This is a genomic window from Citrobacter sp. Cpo221, assembly GCF_030332345.1.
Lineage (GTDB): Bacteria > Pseudomonadota > Gammaproteobacteria > Enterobacterales > Enterobacteriaceae > Citrobacter > Citrobacter portucalensis.
Genome location: NZ_JAOWIA010000062.1, coordinates 35,662 through 51,142, shown reverse-complemented (window position 1 = coordinate 51,142; position 15,481 = coordinate 35,662). Strand labels below are relative to the sequence as shown.

Sequence of the window (15,481 nt, the reverse complement as noted above, 5' to 3'; positions counted from 1 at the left end):
AAAAATGGGGGAAGGTCTCAGCTTTTTTTCCGTTGACGCTCAAGATAAAGGCTTCTCGCCACCGATATCACCACGCTTAGGGCAAACAGGACAAACAGACCCGTCACAAACCAAAATGTGCCGCCGGTTAACAGGCTTCCCGCCCATGAGTAGACGATGGTGGCGGGTAACTGTCCGATACCGGTGGCGATGAAAAAATGGCGAAAACGAATTGAGGTCAGGCCTGCCGCGTAGCTTACCGGGTCGAACGGCACAAAAGGTAACAAGCGGCAGACCAGAATAGTGTGCTTACCATAGCGCTCGAAAAAAGCGTCCATATTGTTCAGCACCGTTTTTCCGGTCAGCTTTTCTACCGCACCGCGACCTAAAATGCGGGCAATAAAAAAGCACAGCGCCGCACCTGCCATTGCGCTGCTCCAGGATAGTACGCCGCCCCAAAATGCGCCAAACAGCGAGGCATTGGCAAACGTGATCACAAACGCAGGAAGCGGTGCAACGATGGCCTGTAAGATCATCAGGAAGAACGACACCACCGCCGCCTGGGTTCCATAAGAACGAATAAAGTTTTCCAGAGCATGCTGATCGAGTGTGGTAAATGCTGCCAGGCTGCCGTGGAGAAAATCACTCACGCCAGGTATCCATGCCCATGCCATTAGCCCGAGCAGTAGCAGAGCAATCAAACCCACCCGGTAATAGCGAGCCAGCCGCGCTTTATTCCGTTTTATCATTTACCTGTACACTCATGGTTGGCTGACGGATCGATATGCTTATATCGGGCCCAGGCTTTGGCTGCCTGAACGAGGGCGAATAACGCCAGCCCTGCCACGCTGAGCTTACCGATGAATACCAGGGTAATGCCTTCGCTGGCGAGTTCATGCGACATCAGCGTATAGATAAAGATGCCGGGTAAGGTGGTAAGTGCCGATATTACGGTAAATGACCAGAACGGAATGGCCGTCAGCCCATAGGCGTAATTTTGAATATTATAGGGGAACAGCGGCACGAGCCGGGTCAGGATCAGAAAGTCTACTCCGCTATGGGCAATGCCTTTTTCGATAGCCTGAAACGTCGCCGTGTGCCCAACGTATTTCAGTAGTAGATCCCGTCCAAGCCAGCGAGCCAGCAAAAACGACAGCGCTGAGGCCACGGTTGCAGCCACTAACGAGATAAGCGTCCCAGCCACGGGGCCAAACAGCACACCGCCGACGATCACCAGGATGCTGCCTGGAATCAGACACAGCGCAGCAACAATAAAAAGCAGGATATAAAGCGTATAGCCGAACATACCGCTTTGGCGGATGACGTCTTGTAAATGATGGAAATTGGTTATCAGGTCGGTCAGACCATAATGATGGAAAACTCCCGCCAGAACGCAGAACAGGACCGCGACAATCAGCAGCCGGTATTCTGCTTTATGCGAACTTCTTTTTCATGGGGGTTCTCCTGTAAAACCGAGTGCAATGGAGCATTTTCATCAGCGAAAAGCGCGCGCGAAGATATAATAAATTCCCGGCCGTAACAATGTATTACCGTCACTTTATTGATTTTGCACAGAATAAACAGACTCTCCAGACCGGGCCTGGAGAGTAAAAAGACGCAGAAGGTCAGACGCGGAATTTAGCCCATACAGGCGCATGGTCGGACGGTTTTTCCATGCTGCGAATTTCATAGTCGATGCCGGTTTCTTCGCAGCGTTCCGCCAATGGGTTGCTCGCCAGCAGCAGATCGATACGCAGGCCACGGTTATCGTCAAAGCCTTTTGAGCGATAGTCGAACCACGAGAACTGGTCATTCTTTTCAGGATTTGCGTGACGGTAAGTATCCACCAGACCCCAGCCCAGCAGGCGTTCCATCCACTCACGCTCCTCCGGCAGGAAGGAACATTTACCGGTACGCAGCCAGCGTTTACGGTTTTCTTCGCCAATGCCGATATCGAGATCGGTTGGGCTAATATTCATATCGCCCATGATCAATACCGGATTGTCGCGCTTCAGTTCAGTCTCCAGATAGTTTTGCAGGTTCTGATAAAACGCGGCTTTGGCCGGGAATTTGGTTTCATGGTCACGGCTTTCGCCCTGCGGGAAATAGCCGTTGATCACCGTGATGCTGCCCAGAGGGGACGGAATTTCTGCCATGATGATACGACGCTGCGCTTCTTCGTCATCGCCCGGGAAGCCACGACGTACCGCAATTGGCGTTTCTTTCGTTAACAACGCCACACCGTAATGACCTTTCTGGCCGTGATAAAAGACGTTGTAACCGAGCTTTGCTACCTCTTCGAGAGGGAACATATCGTCGTGGACTTTTGTCTCCTGTAAGCCAATAACATCCGGTTGGTGTTTTTCGACAATGGCTGCCAGTTGATGGGGACGGGCACGCAGGCCGTTGATATTAAAAGAGACAAATTTCATAGTCGCTGCCACTTTGCAAGATGAATAGTGCAAGGATGGTAGCAGAATTTCTGCAGGCTGACTGCTTCTTGTCACCTGATTCCAACAATGATTGCTAATGGTGTTAACGATGGAGCAAAAACTGCACCGTTTTGGCGCGAAGCGCGTCGGAATGGAGCAATAATTTCCGAAAAATTTCGTATACGATCACAATTCCAGAATTATATTTGGCGACTGAATAAAACTGCGTTTTTTCCTCTGTTTAGTCGCCTGATGCGCAAACATATTCACTTTATATGCACATACAGTGAATATCGCCACGTTGTAACCTGTTGATATTCCGTCATCGACCTCCGTTTATGCACTTTTTTCGCTGGCTGGCACGAACCCTGCAATCTACATTTACACCGCAAACACTATATTTATTAACATATAAATAACCTTTTATTTACCGTTGAGGTCGCTATGTCTCTGTCAATTACGCGTGAAAAATTTGATGAATGGATGATGCCCGTATATGCTCCGGCCCCTTTTATTCCGGTGCGGGGTGAAGGTTCACGTCTGTGGGATCAACAGGGTAAAGAGTATATCGATTTCGCGGGAGGCATTGCGGTTAACGCGCTGGGTCACGCCCACCCGGCATTGCGCGAGGCATTAAACGACCAGGCGAGCAAATTCTGGCATACGGGAAATGGCTACACCAACGAGCCGGTACTGCGTCTGGCGAAAAAGCTGATTGACGCCACCTTCGCCGAGCGCATTTTCTTCTGTAACTCCGGCGCAGAAGCCAACGAAGCGGCACTAAAACTGGCGCGTAAATATGCCCACGATCGTTTTGGCAGCCAGAAGAGCGGGATTGTAGCGTTTAAAAATGCTTTCCATGGCCGCACGCTGTTTACCGTCAGCGCCGGAGGACAACCTGCCTACTCACAGGATTTCGCGCCGCTGCCGCCGGATATCCGTCATGCCGTATACAACGATCTCGATTCTGCCAGCCAACTGATTGATGACACTACTTGTGCGGTTATCGTGGAGCCTGTGCAGGGTGAAGGCGGTGTGGTACCGGCAACAAAAGCCTTTTTGCAGAGGCTACGTGAGTTATGCGATCGCCATAATGCGCTGCTGATTTTTGATGAAGTTCAGACCGGCGTTGGCCGTACCGGGGAGCTGTATGCCTATATGCACTACGGCGTGACGCCGGATCTGCTGACGACAGCAAAAGCGCTGGGCGGTGGTTTCCCCATCGGCGCACTGCTGGCGACAGAGCGTTGCGCCAGTGTGATGACGGTTGGTACACATGGTACAACGTACGGCGGAAACCCGCTGGCGACGGCGGTGGCAGGTAAATTGCTGGAAATTGTGAATACACCAGAAGTGCTCAACGGAGTAAAACAGCGCCACGACTGGTTTGTGGAGCGTATAAACGCCATTAACGAACGTTTTGGACTGTTTAGTGAAATTCGTGGACTCGGACTGCTGATCGGCTGCGTGCTGAACGCGGAATTTGCCGGGAAAGCGAAACTCATCTCGCAAGAAGCGGCTGTTGCCGGGGTGATGGTACTGATCGCTGGCGCTAACGTGGTGCGTTTTGCGCCAGCGCTCAACGTCAGCGAAGAAGAAGTCGCCACCGGACTGGATCGCTTTGCGCTGGCCTGCGAACGCATTAAAGCAGGGGGTTCATCATGATGGTGATTCGTCCCATTGAACGCGCGGATATCACCGCGTTGATGCAGCTTGCCAGTAAGACCGGCGGCGGGTTGACCTCGCTACCGGCGAATGAAGCTACGCTGATGGCGCGTATCGAACGTTCACTCCAAACCTGGCGCGGTGAGTTGCCAAAAAGTGAGCAGGGATATGTGTTTGTGCTTGAAGACAGTACCAGCGGAACCGTGGCCGGGATTTGCGCCATTGAGGTGGCGGTAGGGCTTAACGATCCCTGGTACAACTACCGGGTTGGTACCCTTGTCCACGCCTCGAAAGAGCTGAATGTCTATAACGCGCTGCCGACGTTGTTTCTGAGTAACGATCACACAGGTAGCAGCGAGCTTTGTACTCTGTTTCTCGATCCGGACTGGCGAAAAGAAGGCAACGGCTATTTGCTGTCAAAATCGCGCTTTATGTTTATGGCGGCCTTTCGCGACCGATTTAATGAGAAAGTCGTGGCCGAAATGCGCGGCGTGATTGATGAGCACGGTTACTCGCCGTTCTGGCAAAGCCTCGGTAAACGCTTTTTCTCAATGGAGTTCAGCCGGGCGGATTTTCTCTGCGGGACAGGACAGAAAGCCTTTATTGCTGAACTGATGCCCAAGCATCCTATTTATACCCATTTTCTGTCTGATGAAGCGCAAGGCGTGATTGGTCAGGTGCATCCGCAAACTGCCCCGGCGCGGGCGGTGCTGGAGAAAGAAGGATTTCGCTACCGCAACTATGTCGATATTTTCGACGGCGGGCCAACGCTGGAATGCGATATTGACCGGGTTCGGGCTATTCGTAAAAGCAGGCTGGTGGAAGTGGCCGAAGGTCAGCCAGCAACCGGCGAATATCCGGCCTGTCTGGTTGCCAATGAAAACTATCAAAACTTCCGCGTCATGCTGGTTCGCGCAGACCCGGATACCCAACGTCTGGTGCTGACGGCGGCGCAACTGGACGCCCTGAAATGCCACGCTGGCGACCATGTACGTTTTGTACGTCTTTGTGCAGAGGAGAAAACAGCATGACACTATGGATAAACGGTGACTGGGTGACGGGGCTGGGCGAGCGTCGGGTGAAAACCAACCCGGTAAGCGGTGATGTGCTGTGGCACGGTAATGATGCAGATGCAACGCAGGTGACGCAAGCGTGCCAGGCCGCACGCGCAGCCTTTGCCGGTTGGGCTAAACAGCCTTTCAGCGCACGCCAGACTATTGTTGAAAAGTTTGCTTTATTGCTGGAAAGCAATAAAGCCGAGCTAACTCAGATTATCGCCAAGGAAACCGGAAAACCTCATTGGGAAGCCGCGACTGAACTGACGGCGATGATCAATAAAATCGCCATCTCCGTCAAAGCTTACCATGCCCGTACCGGTGAGCAGCATAGTGAACTACCGGATGGCGCGGCAACGTTGCGCCATCGCCCACACGGCGTGCTGGCGGTTTTTGGTCCGTATAACTTCCCCGGTCATTTACCCAATGGTCATATTGTTCCGGCATTGCTGGCAGGCAATACGTTGATTTTCAAACCCAGCGAGTTGACGCCGTGGACCGGTGAAGCAGTTACAAAACTGTGGGAGCAGGCGGGGTTGCCGCCGGGCGTGCTGAATCTGGTGCAGGGCGGACGTGAAACGGGGCAGGCGCTGAGTGCGCTGGAAGACCTCGATGGCCTGCTGTTTACCGGCAGTGCGAATACCGGTTATCAGCTGCATAAGCAGTTATCCGGCCAGCCGGAAAAAATCCTTGCCCTGGAGATGGGGGGCAACAACCCGCTGATTATTGAGAATCCGGAAGATATTGATGCCGCAGTGCATCTGACCATTCAGTCCGCATTTGTCACCGCCGGACAGCGCTGTACCTGTGCCCGCCGCCTGCTCGTAAAAAAAGGCGCGCAGGGTGATGCGTTCCTGACGCGTCTGGTGGAGGTTAGTCAGCGTTTAATGCCCGGCAACTGGGATGCACAACCGCAGCCATTTATGGGTGGACTAATTTCCGAACAAGCAGCGCAACACGTCTATGATGCCTGGCAGCGTCTGGCGTCGTTGGGCGGCCGTACGCTGTTAGCGCCACGTCTGGTAAATGCCGGAACGTCACTGCTGACCCCTGGAATCATCGAACTGACCGGGGCGGGGAACGTACCTGATGAAGAGGTTTTCGGTCCGCTGCTCGGCGTCTGGCGTTATGACAGCTTTGATGATGCGATTCGTATGGCGAACAACACTCGCTTTGGATTGTCGTGTGGGTTAGTTTCGCCCGATCGCGGCCAGTTCGAACAGCTACTGTTGGAGGCGCGGGCAGGGATCGTCAACTGGAATAAGCCGTTAACCGGCGCTGCGAGTACCGCACCGTTTGGCGGTGTAGGCGCTTCCGGGAACCATCGCGCCAGCGCGTGGTATGCCGCAGATTATTGCGCCTGGCCGATGGCAAGTCTGGAATCACCAGCCTTAACGCTGCCAACGGCGCTTAGCCCCGGGCTGGATTTTTCTCGCGAGGATAAGCTATGAAAGCCCGTGAGGTAAATTTTGATGGTCTGGTGGGGCTAACTCACCACTATGCTGGATTGTCATTTGGTAATGAGGCCTCAACCAAACATCGTTTTCAGGTGTCGAACCCGCGTCTGGCGGCAAAGCAAGGTCTGCTAAAGATGAAAGCACTGGCGGATGCAGGATTTCCTCAGGCGGTGATCCCGCCCCACGAGCGGCCTTATATTCCGGTTCTGCGTCAGTTGGGTTTTAGCGGCAGTGACGAACAGGTGCTGGATAAAGTGTCGCGTCAGGCGCCTCACTGGCTCTCCAGTGCCAGCTCCGCATCGCCTATGTGGGTAGCGAATGCGGCGACGGTTTGCCCTTCGGCAGACTCGCTGGACGGGAAAGTGCATCTGACGGTGGCGAATCTGAATAATAAGTTCCACCGTTCACTGGAAGCGCCTACTACCGAAGCATTGTTACGGGCGATTTTCCGTGATGAGAATAGCTTTGCGGTCCACGGTGCGTTACCCCAGGTTGCGCTATTTGGCGATGAAGGGGCGGCAAACCATAACCGCCTGGGTGGAGATTACGGTGACCCCGGCGTACAGCTGTTTGTTTACGGTCGTGAAGAAGGCAATGCATCCCAACCGAAGCGCTATCCGGCAAGGCAATCCCGTGAGGCCAGCGAGGCGGTCGCGCGACTGAATCAGGTCAACCCACATCAGCGCATTTTTGCTCAGCAAAACCCGGACGTTATCGATCTTGGCGTGTTCCATAACGATGTGATTGCGGTGTCGAATCGCCAGGTGCTGTTTTGTCATCAGCAGGCGTTTGTCAGACAGCAGGCATTGTTAGAGCAGTTGCGCAGCCAGGTGGTAGGTTTTACCCCGCTGGAAGTCCCGACAGCGGAAGTGTCGGTGCAGGATGCCGTGACCACTTATCTGTTTAACAGTCAGTTACTGAGCCGTGATGACGGTTCGATGATGCTGGTCCTGCCGCAGGAGTGTCGGGAGCATGCTGGCGTGTGGCGGTATTTGAACCGGCTTCTCGAGGAAGACAATCCGATCGATGACCTGCGGGTATTCGATCTGCGTGAAAGTATGTCCAACGGCGGTGGTCCGGCATGCTTGCGCCTGAGAGTGGTGTTCACTCCGCAGGAACAGCAGGCGGTGAATCCGGCGGTTATCATGAACGACACGCTGTTTAACACGTTGAATAACTGGGTTGACCGTTACTATCGCGATCGTCTTACCGCTGCCGACCTTGCCGACCCACAGCTGTTGCGCGAGGGGCGTGAAGCGCTGGATACGCTGACGCAATTGCTCAACCTCGGCTCAGTGTATCCTTTCCAGCAGGAGGGGATGCGCCATGGATAACTTTCTGGCGATCACGCTCGCAGGCGCCACTCCAGAGAAAACGCAAGGAACCACTCATGGTTTTGACTGGCAGTGGATCGGTCACGGAATTCTGGAACTGACGCCGCTTGCACCCGTTGAACATTCTCTGGTGCTGTCTGCGGGGATCCATGGCAATGAAACCGCGCCGGTAGAGATACTCGATTCATTGCTTTCCAGGCTGTTTAGCGGCGAGCTGACACTGACATGGCGGCTGCTGGTGATTCTGGGAAACCCGCAGGCGCTGGCTGCGGGAAAACGGTATTGTCATAGCGACCTGAATCGTATGTTCGGCGGCCGGTGGCAGATTTTTACCGCGAGTGAAGACACGCACCGAGCCCATGAGCTTGAGCTGTGTCTGGAAGATTTTTATTCGCGGGCGAAAGAGCCAGTACGCTGGCATCTGGATCTGCACACCGCGATTCGCGGTTCACAGCATCTGCGCTTTGGCGTATTGCCACAACGCAACGTTGCCTGGGACGAGGATTTCCTTGAATGGCTGGGAGACGCGGGACTGGAAGCGCTGGTTTTCCATCAGACGCCTGGCGGCACGTTCACCCATTTTAGCGGGGAACATTTTGGTGCGTTGGCCTGTACGTTGGAACTGGGTAAAGCGCTGCCGTTTGGACAAAACGATCTCACCCAGTTTGCACAAACGGCAGACGCACTGGAGAAACTGCTGCGGGGTGAACGGGTGTCGACGAGAGAAATATCCCCGCTGCGTTATCGCGTGGTGTCGCAAATCACGCGTCGTAGCAATGATTTCATTCTCCACATGGATAACCAGACGCTAAACTTTACCCCCTTTAAAGAAGGCACCTTGCTGGCGCAGGACGGAGATGAACGTTTTATCGTCACCCATGATGTTGAATACGTTCTCTTTCCCAACCCTAACGTGGCCTGTGGTTTACGTGCCGGATTGATGCTCGAAAAGTTGTGATCAATATATTCGCCCTGCAGGATTATCCTTTAGGGCTTATTTTTGCGTGCTGTTTTTATTTATTACGGATTATTCCTGGTGAATTGCTTTCTTAATAAACAGGGTTCAGGTATAGTTCTTCATAATCCTTTCAAAATCATCCTGTTGTAATTTTTTATTGCAACTCTCCGCAATTTATTCTTTTTTTCTTCATAATTGATGAAAGTTTGTTTTTTACACTTTCACTGTTTTACCGTTGCTCTGATTAATTGACGCTTAAGCCGGTAAAGTTAATCTCGTCAACACGACATCACATTGCATAAGAGTCGCATGAGTGTCGTAAAAATAACTGAAAGAAAGGATAGAAATTATGCGTAAACTGACTGCTCTGTTTGTTGCCTCTACTCTGGCGCTGGGTGCTGCGAACCTGGCTCATGCTGCTGACACTACAACAGCTGCACCAGCGGATGCTAAACCGATGATGCATCACAACGGCAAATTTGCCCCGCATCACGACATGATGTTTAAAGACCTGAACCTGACTGACGCACAGAAACAGCAGATCCGCGAAATCATGAAAGGCCAGCGCGATCAGATGAAACGTCCGCCGCTGGAAGAACGCCGTGCAATGCACGACATCATCGCCAGCGATAGCTTCGATAAAGCGAAAGCCGAAGCGCAGATTGCGAAGATGGAAGAACAGCGCAAAGCCAACATGCTGGCGCATATGGAAACTCAGAACAAAATTTACAACATTCTGACCCCGGAACAGAAAAAGCAGTTTAATGCCAATTTTGAGAAGCGTCTGACAGAACGTGCAGCGCAGAAAGGTAAAATGCCGGAAGCTGCCGAGTAATCGATCAGCGTCTACACTAAATCATTCACACTGTGTCGCGCTGATTGCCGCACAGTGTGAAACCAAACTCAAGACCGCCGCTCTTGTCCACAACACGTATAACGATGTGGGCAGGATCGGCGGTTTTTTCATTTCTGCCTATTGCACCGGACGCACGACACGCTATTCTCCTGAAGCCCGCGAAAATTCTACCTGGATCAGCGCGTTATTCTTTTTTGCAAAATGCCGGGTTCATCGCTAAGGCAAATCAACTCTGCTGCCGATAACAATAATCTGCAGGGTGAACATAATAATGATGATTTATGGCTGTCTGTTTACGGCAGGCTGCCATGCTGCTCCTTTCTGGAGGGATGATGGAATACTTTGATATCCGCAAAATGCCGGTTAACCTCTGGCGGAATGGTGCGGGAGAAACGCGTGAGATTTGCTGTTTTCCGCCAGCAACACGAGATTTTCACTGGCGGGCGAGTATCGCCTCCATTGCAGCAAACGGTGAGTTTTCTCTTTTTCCCGGCGTAGAACGTGTGATTACTCTGCTGGAAGGTGGAGAAGTGACCCTGGAAGAAACGAACATCTTTACGCATACCCTGAAACAGCATCAACCTTTTACCTTTGCCGGCGACAAGGTGGTAAAAGCAAAGCTGACGGAAGGGCAGATGTCGATGGATTTTAATATCATGACCCGACGAGATGTTTGCCAGGCAAAAGTCAGAGTGGCCGATCGCACCTTTACGACCTTTGGTTCACGCGGCGGCGTGGTGTTTGTTATCAGTGGTGCATGGCAACTGGGCGATAAACTGCTGACGGCCGACCAGGGGGCAAGCTGGCACGATGGTAAACACACATTACGACTGCTGGAGCGCGAGGGGAAGCTGCTGTTCAGCGAGATTAACTGGATGCCGGGGCATTCTCCGGGCGCAGTTCAATAATGTCATATTGACCAGACAGAACAGGCCGGCAGAGAATTTTGTAGCCATCATGGTCAAAGCCAGCCGGCATACGCGCCAGGGTAGCCGCTTCATCCAGCGTTGAAACGGCTCCCAGCCACAGCCAGTTGTTGATGATATGGTACTGTGTCATTTCAGCGCCGGTTTCCTGCAGTGCAATGGCATTGCTCCATGGCCAGCAAATCACTCTCACTCTTTCCAGCGCCGCTAACAGACGCAAATGATGCGCTTCATGACTCTCTTTCCCGCAGCACGCTCCGGCGCAGCGTTTGAGCGCGGAGCGAAAACAGGCGCGCCCGCGACTCAGGGGTTCCAGCCCCAACAGGCCGTAGCACAGCTGTTGTTCATCCGCGAGGTTTTGCAACGCTTGTAGCGCTGCGCGACGATTGGCAAACAGGCCAAACAGATTGGGTGCATTGGAGAAATCAATATCTCGTGCGTAGACAACCTGAACAGTTCGGTCGGTAAGCTGCAAGGCGCAAAGCTGACGATTGCGCCGCAGTCGTTTGTTAAACAACGGCTGTTGTTCTTTGATCAACCGCGCTTCCAGCAGCAGGGCACCAATTTCTCCCGCCGTACAAATCCAGCTAATGCGTTTGGCCTGACGCAGCATTGCCGCTTCGTCCGCGGTACGCAGGTGTGCCAGCAAGCGGCTGCGAATATTGACACTTTTACCAATGTAGAGCGGCATAGTGTCGCTTTCACTGTGAAACAGATAGACGCCTGGTGCGGTGGGAAGCGCACTCAAAAATGGACGCAGGTGTTCAGGATATTCATAGATTGCCGCTGCCTCAAATGTCAGGCGTGGGGCTGATTGACGCCGTACCACTTCTCACTCCGGATGCTGGTTATTCATCCAGTATAGCAGTTTGAAACCGATTAAAAAAGCGGCATCAGGCCAGGAGGAGGGGCCGGACAGCGGTGATCCCAGTGCTATCCGGCAATATGCGACTAAAAGAATTACGCTTTTTTCCAGAAGTCATCAAACACCGTAATCGGTGTGCGACGTTTGTGCTCGGTCTTCAGATACCAGCCTTCAATTTTTTTCGCGACGTCGGCAGCCAGCGTTTTTCCTTCGAGGTAATCGTCGATGTTGTCATAGGTGACGCCTAATGCGGCTTCATCCGGCAGAGAAGGGCGATCGTCTTCGAGGTCGGCGGTTGGCGCTTTCTTATATAAATGCTCCGGGCAACCCAGCGCGGCAAGCAGCTGCTTACCCTGACGCTTGTTCAGACGGAAAATAGGGTTAATGTCAGTACCGCCATCGCCGTATTTGGTGAAAAATCCGGTGATGGCTTCTGCTGCATGATCGGTACCCACGACAACACCGCTGGTCATTCCGGCGATACTGTACTGGGCCTTCATACGTTCACGGGCTTTTTCATTGCCACGGACAAAATCGCTCAGTTCAATACCCGCTTCACGCAGGGCCTGTTCACTGGCCAGTACCGCACCCTTAATATTTACTGTGAGCACGCGGTCAGGTTGGATAAAGGCGATGGCATCCTGGCAGTCCTGTTCATCAGCCTGAACGCCATACGGCAGACGTACGGCAATAAACTGCAACGCGTCATTCCCCGTTTCTTCGCGAAGCTCGGAAATAGCCATCTGGCAAAGTTTTCCCGCGAGCGTTGAGTCCTGTCCGCCGCTTATCCCTAATACCAGTGATTTCAGAAAAGGGTACGTTTGCAGGTAGGATTTCAAGAAATCCACGCTGCGGCGAATTTCCTCTTCTGCATTAATTTGCGGTTTTGCGCCAAGCGCCTGGATTATCTCTTGCTGCAGAGTCATTTAACCCCCTCCGAAAAATGAAATGATCAAAAAAATGATGTGTTAAAGCTAACGCGTTGGGACCCAAACGACAAGGGATGCAGGCCTGATCTAACATCATTTTGTTTTAATAGAATTTTCCGAAACGACCTAAGTATCATCTGATTGCTTGAAAAATGTGTTGTTGTGCTCCAGGCTTATATAACACGCTGAAATACAAGAGGACGGAATATGAACAAGAACCTAACAGGAATTCTGAGTGCAGCGGCTGTTTTGACTATGCTGGCAGGGTGTACGGCCTACGATCGTACTAAAGACCAATTTGTTCAGCCCGTGGTGAAAGATGTGAAGAAAGGGATGAGCCGGGCGCAGGTGGCGCAGATTGCCGGTAAACCTTCTTCTGAAGTCAGCATGATTCATGCGCGAGGGACATGCCAGACCTACATCCTGGGTCAACGAGATGGTAAAGCTGAAACCTATTTTGTTGCTTTAGACGACACCGGACATGTGATTAACTCCGGTTACCAGACCTGCGCAGAGTACGACACTGACCCGCAGGCGGCGAAGAAGTAACAACTGCTTATTGCCTGAGCATTCAGAAGAACCGGCCATTGTGCCGGTTTTTTTGTGCCGAACGATCTTATTTATTGCCGCGAATTATTTACCCGAAATGTGAGGGGGGTCATAACGACAGGTCAAGGAGAGACAATTTAGTTGGTCAAGGAAATACCATCCACCGGTGCAATCCCGTATACTCATTTCAGCCACCTAAAAAAGTAATTTAGCTGACGCAAGTTACCCAGAGCATGGATGCAGGTTATGGCTTGCGGAGTGTCTGGTTGACAGATAATCGCACATGAGGATCGTTTTAATGGAAAAGAAACACATTTATCTGTTTTGTTCTGCGGGCATGTCGACTTCATTGTTGGTTTCGAAGATGCGTGCTCAGGCCGAAAAATACGAAGTACCGGTTATTATTGAAGCATTTCCTGAAACGCTGGCCGGAGAAAAAGGTCCTGTCGCCGATGTCGTGTTATTAGGTCCACAAATTGCTTATATGTTGCCCGAAATTCAGCGTTTGTTACCCAACAAGCCTGTGGAAGTGATTGACTCGCTGCTGTATGGCAAAGTCGATGGTTTAGGCGTGCTTAAGGCTGCTGTTGCAGCAATTAAAAAAGCCGCAGCAAATTAATTATTTTATTTTAATTTTTCCCGTCAAAGAGTTATTTCATTAACATTCACCGCAATTATTAATTGCGGTATTTAAGGGTATTTTTCTATGAGTAACGCTATTGCTTCACTTGAAAAGGTACTCCTTCCTTTTGCTGTAAAAATTGGAAAGCAGCCACACGTTAATGCAATCAAGAACGGTTTTATTCGTTTAATGCCGTTAACCCTCGCAGGGGCCATGTTTGTATTAATCAATAACGTTTTCCTGAGCTTTGGGGAGGGGTCGTTTTTTTATTCAATGGGCATTCGACTTGATGCTTCAACTATTGAAACTTTGAATAGCTTGAAAGGCATTGGTGGAAACGTCTATAACGGTACGTTGGGTATCATGTCATTGATGGCACCGTTCTTTATCGGCATGGCGCTGGCAGAAGAACGTAAAGTCGACTCACTGGCAGCCGGGTTATTATCCGTCGCCGCATTTATGACCGTAACGCCTTATAGCGTGGGTGAAGCCTATGCCGTTGGCGCAAACTGGCTCGGCGGTGCCAATATTATTTCCGGTATTATTATCGGCCTTGCGGTCGCGGAAATGTTCACCTTTGTGGTTCGTCGCAATTGGGTCATTAAATTACCTGATAGCGTACCGACATCCGTATCGCGCTCTTTCTCTGCGCTGATTCCTGGCTTCCTTATCCTCTCCATTATGGGGATCATCGCCTGGGCATTGAACACCTGGGGTACGAACTTCCACCAGATCATTATGGATTCCATTTCAACTCCGCTGGCGTCGTTGGGTAGCGTGGTGGGCTGGGCCTACGTGATTTTTGTTCCGCTGCTGTGGTTCTTCGGTATTCACGGTTCACTGGCGCTGACTGCGCTGGACAGCGGTATCATGACGCCATGGGCGCTGGAAAACATCTCTATCTACCAACAGTTTGGTTCCGTAGATGCCGCGCTGGAAGCCGGTAAGACGTTCCACGTCTGGGCGAAGCCGATGCTCGACTCCTATATTTTCCTTGGGGGTAGTGGGGCAACGCTGGGTCTGATTATCGCTATCTTCCTGGCATCGCGTCGTCCTGACTATCGTCAGGTTGCTAAGCTGGCACTGCCATCAGGTCTGTTCCAGATTAACGAACCTATCCTGTTCGGTCTGCCGATCATCATGAACCCGGTGATGTTTATCCCGTTCATTCTGGTGCAACCGATTCTGGCGGCGATTACGCTGGCAGCTTACTACTCAGGCATTATTCCACCGATTACCAACATTGCACCGTGGACTATGCCAACCGGTTTGGGCGCGTTCTTTAACACCAACGGTAGCGTCGCTGCTCTGCTGGTCGCGCTGTTCAACCTCGGTATCGCAACGCTGGTTTACCTGCCGTTCGTGGTGGTAGCCAACAAAGCGCAGAACGTTATTGACCAAGAAGAAAGCGAAGAAGATATCGCTAACGCATTAAAATTCTAAATTTAATCCGGCATGGCTTTACGGTCATGCCGGACTGAACCAGAGGAAAAAAGTATGTTGGATATCGAGAACATCGTCGACACGCAGTCAGAAGCAGAAGAACTTGAAGAAGTGGTGATGGGCCTCATCATCAACTCCGGTCAGGCGCGTAGCCTGGCGTACGGCGCACTCAAAATGGCCAAGCAGGGTGATTTCGAGTCAGCTAAGACCATGATGGACCAGTCTCGTCTGGCGCTGAACGAAGCGCACCTCGTGCAAACGAAATTGATTGAAGGCGATCAGGGCGAAGGTAAAATGAAAGTTAGCCTGGTGCTGGTCCACGCACAGGACCACCTGATGACATCAATGCTGGCGCGTGAGCTGGTGACTGAACTGATTGAGCTTCACGAAAAGCTGAAATAGCGAGGAGTG

General features: G+C 51.8%; 16 protein-coding genes. 11 read left to right on the top strand and 5 right to left on the bottom strand.

Going from position 1 to position 15,481, the window contains the following annotated elements:
* Nucleotides 1-17: 17 nt before the first annotated feature.
* From OGY72_RS22930 to xthA, 3 genes are all read right to left on the bottom strand, one after another.
* Entirely contained in the window at nt 18-728 is a 711-nt protein-coding gene (locus OGY72_RS22930) for a TVP38/TMEM64 family protein (RefSeq protein ID WP_063941485.1), read from the bottom strand.
* Nucleotides 725-1,381 (bottom strand): TVP38/TMEM64 family protein, encoded by a 657-nt coding sequence (locus OGY72_RS22925; protein WP_170974252.1) that lies wholly within the window; start codon nt 1,379-1,381, stop codon nt 725-727. The genes OGY72_RS22930 and OGY72_RS22925 overlap by 4 nt, the downstream gene beginning before the upstream one ends.
* 223 nt (nt 1,382-1,604) lie before the next feature.
* Nucleotides 1,605-2,411, bottom strand: a complete 807-nt coding sequence (gene xthA / locus OGY72_RS22920; protein WP_003030642.1) for an exodeoxyribonuclease III — start codon at nt 2,409-2,411, stop codon at nt 1,605-1,607.
* A 444-nt stretch (nt 2,412-2,855) separates the two neighbouring features.
* Between xthA and astC the strand changes: the two genes are divergently transcribed.
* The 7 genes from astC (at nt 2,856) to ves (ending at nt 10,644) form a co-directional block, all read left to right on the top strand.
* The gene (astC, locus tag OGY72_RS22915; RefSeq protein WP_286549736.1) at nt 2,856-4,076 is read left to right on the top strand and encodes a succinylornithine/acetylornithine transaminase; all 1,221 of its coding nucleotides are present in this window, start codon (nt 2,856-2,858) and stop codon (nt 4,074-4,076) included.
* Nucleotides 4,073-5,107 (top strand): arginine N-succinyltransferase, encoded by a 1,035-nt coding sequence (gene astA / locus OGY72_RS22910; RefSeq protein WP_003832529.1) that lies wholly within the window; start codon nt 4,073-4,075, stop codon nt 5,105-5,107. The genes astC and astA overlap by 4 nt, the downstream gene beginning before the upstream one ends.
* Entirely contained in the window at nt 5,104-6,582 is a 1,479-nt protein-coding gene (astD, locus tag OGY72_RS22905) for a succinylglutamate-semialdehyde dehydrogenase (RefSeq protein WP_126318345.1), read from the top strand. The genes astA and astD overlap by 4 nt, the downstream gene beginning before the upstream one ends.
* Nucleotides 6,579-7,922, top strand: a complete 1,344-nt coding sequence (gene astB, locus OGY72_RS22900; protein WP_286549732.1) for an N-succinylarginine dihydrolase — start codon at nt 6,579-6,581, stop codon at nt 7,920-7,922. Before astD ends, astB begins: the two co-directional genes overlap by 4 nt.
* Entirely contained in the window at nt 7,915-8,880 is a 966-nt protein-coding gene (astE, locus tag OGY72_RS22895; RefSeq protein WP_286549730.1) for a succinylglutamate desuccinylase, read from the top strand. Before astB ends, astE begins: the two co-directional genes overlap by 8 nt.
* 349 nt (nt 8,881-9,229) lie before the next feature.
* Nucleotides 9,230-9,715, top strand: coding sequence for an ATP-independent periplasmic protein-refolding chaperone Spy (gene spy / locus OGY72_RS22890; protein WP_003832537.1), 486 nt, complete (start codon nt 9,230-9,232; stop codon nt 9,713-9,715).
* Between the two features lie 353 nt (nt 9,716-10,068).
* Nucleotides 10,069-10,644, top strand: coding sequence for an environmental stress-induced protein Ves (gene ves / locus OGY72_RS22885; RefSeq protein ID WP_079938538.1), 576 nt, complete (start codon nt 10,069-10,071; stop codon nt 10,642-10,644).
* Here ves and cho read toward each other — a convergent pair.
* Both cho and nadE read right to left on the bottom strand, forming a co-directional pair.
* Nucleotides 10,604-11,491: an excinuclease Cho gene (gene cho / locus OGY72_RS22880; RefSeq protein ID WP_286549727.1), complete on the bottom strand. Its 888-nt coding sequence runs from the start codon at nt 11,489-11,491 to the stop codon at nt 10,604-10,606. The two genes, ves and cho, sit on opposite strands and share 41 nt — an antisense overlap.
* A 131-nt stretch (nt 11,492-11,622) precedes the next feature.
* Nucleotides 11,623-12,453: an NAD(+) synthase gene (nadE, locus tag OGY72_RS22875; RefSeq protein ID WP_003832544.1), complete on the bottom strand. Its 831-nt coding sequence runs from the start codon at nt 12,451-12,453 to the stop codon at nt 11,623-11,625.
* Nucleotides 12,454-12,663: 210 nt separating this feature from the next.
* On the opposite strand from nadE, the gene osmE reads away from it, so the two are divergent.
* The 4 genes from osmE (at nt 12,664) to chbA (ending at nt 15,472) form a co-directional block, all read left to right on the top strand.
* Nucleotides 12,664-13,005, top strand: a complete 342-nt coding sequence (gene osmE / locus OGY72_RS22870; RefSeq protein ID WP_003030621.1) for an osmotically-inducible lipoprotein OsmE — start codon at nt 12,664-12,666, stop codon at nt 13,003-13,005.
* 298 nt (nt 13,006-13,303) lie between these two features.
* Nucleotides 13,304-13,624 (top strand): PTS N,N'-diacetylchitobiose transporter subunit IIB, encoded by a 321-nt coding sequence (chbB, locus tag OGY72_RS22865; RefSeq protein ID WP_003832547.1) that lies wholly within the window; start codon nt 13,304-13,306, stop codon nt 13,622-13,624.
* Nucleotides 13,625-13,711: 87 nt separating this feature from the next.
* Entirely contained in the window at nt 13,712-15,070 is a 1,359-nt protein-coding gene (gene chbC, locus OGY72_RS22860) for a PTS N,N'-diacetylchitobiose transporter subunit IIC (protein WP_003030619.1), read from the top strand.
* 54 nt (nt 15,071-15,124) lie between these two features.
* Nucleotides 15,125-15,472 carry a PTS N,N'-diacetylchitobiose transporter subunit IIA gene (chbA, locus tag OGY72_RS22855; RefSeq protein ID WP_003832549.1) on the top strand — a complete coding sequence of 116 codons (348 nt, stop codon included), beginning with the start codon at nt 15,125-15,127 and terminating at the stop codon, nt 15,470-15,472.
* The last annotated feature ends 9 nt before the right edge of the window (nt 15,473-15,481 follow it).

Excerpts from the sequence above, each read along its gene's own strand:
- OGY72_RS22930 (WP_063941485.1), bottom strand. The coding sequence starts at position 728 with ATGATAAAACGGAATAAAGCGCGGCTGGCTCGCTATTACCGGGTGGGT.
- xthA (WP_003030642.1), bottom strand. The coding sequence starts at position 2,411 with ATGAAATTTGTCTCTTTTAATATCAACGGCCTGCGTGCCCGTCCCCAT.
- astC (WP_286549736.1), top strand. The coding sequence starts at position 2,856 with ATGTCTCTGTCAATTACGCGTGAAAAATTTGATGAATGGATGATGCCC.
- astA (WP_003832529.1), top strand. The coding sequence starts at position 4,073 with ATGATGGTGATTCGTCCCATTGAACGCGCGGATATCACCGCGTTGATG.
- astD (WP_126318345.1), top strand. The coding sequence starts at position 5,104 with ATGACACTATGGATAAACGGTGACTGGGTGACGGGGCTGGGCGAGCGT.
- astB (WP_286549732.1), top strand. The coding sequence starts at position 6,579 with ATGAAAGCCCGTGAGGTAAATTTTGATGGTCTGGTGGGGCTAACTCAC.
- astE (WP_286549730.1), top strand. The coding sequence starts at position 7,915 with ATGGATAACTTTCTGGCGATCACGCTCGCAGGCGCCACTCCAGAGAAA.
- spy (WP_003832537.1), top strand. The coding sequence starts at position 9,230 with ATGCGTAAACTGACTGCTCTGTTTGTTGCCTCTACTCTGGCGCTGGGT.
- ves (WP_079938538.1), top strand. The coding sequence starts at position 10,069 with ATGGAATACTTTGATATCCGCAAAATGCCGGTTAACCTCTGGCGGAAT.
- nadE (WP_003832544.1), bottom strand. The coding sequence starts at position 12,453 with ATGACTCTGCAGCAAGAGATAATCCAGGCGCTTGGCGCAAAACCGCAA.
- osmE (WP_003030621.1), top strand. The coding sequence starts at position 12,664 with ATGAACAAGAACCTAACAGGAATTCTGAGTGCAGCGGCTGTTTTGACT.
- chbB (WP_003832547.1), top strand. The coding sequence starts at position 13,304 with ATGGAAAAGAAACACATTTATCTGTTTTGTTCTGCGGGCATGTCGACT.
- chbC (WP_003030619.1), top strand. The coding sequence starts at position 13,712 with ATGAGTAACGCTATTGCTTCACTTGAAAAGGTACTCCTTCCTTTTGCT.
- chbA (WP_003832549.1), top strand. The coding sequence starts at position 15,125 with ATGTTGGATATCGAGAACATCGTCGACACGCAGTCAGAAGCAGAAGAA.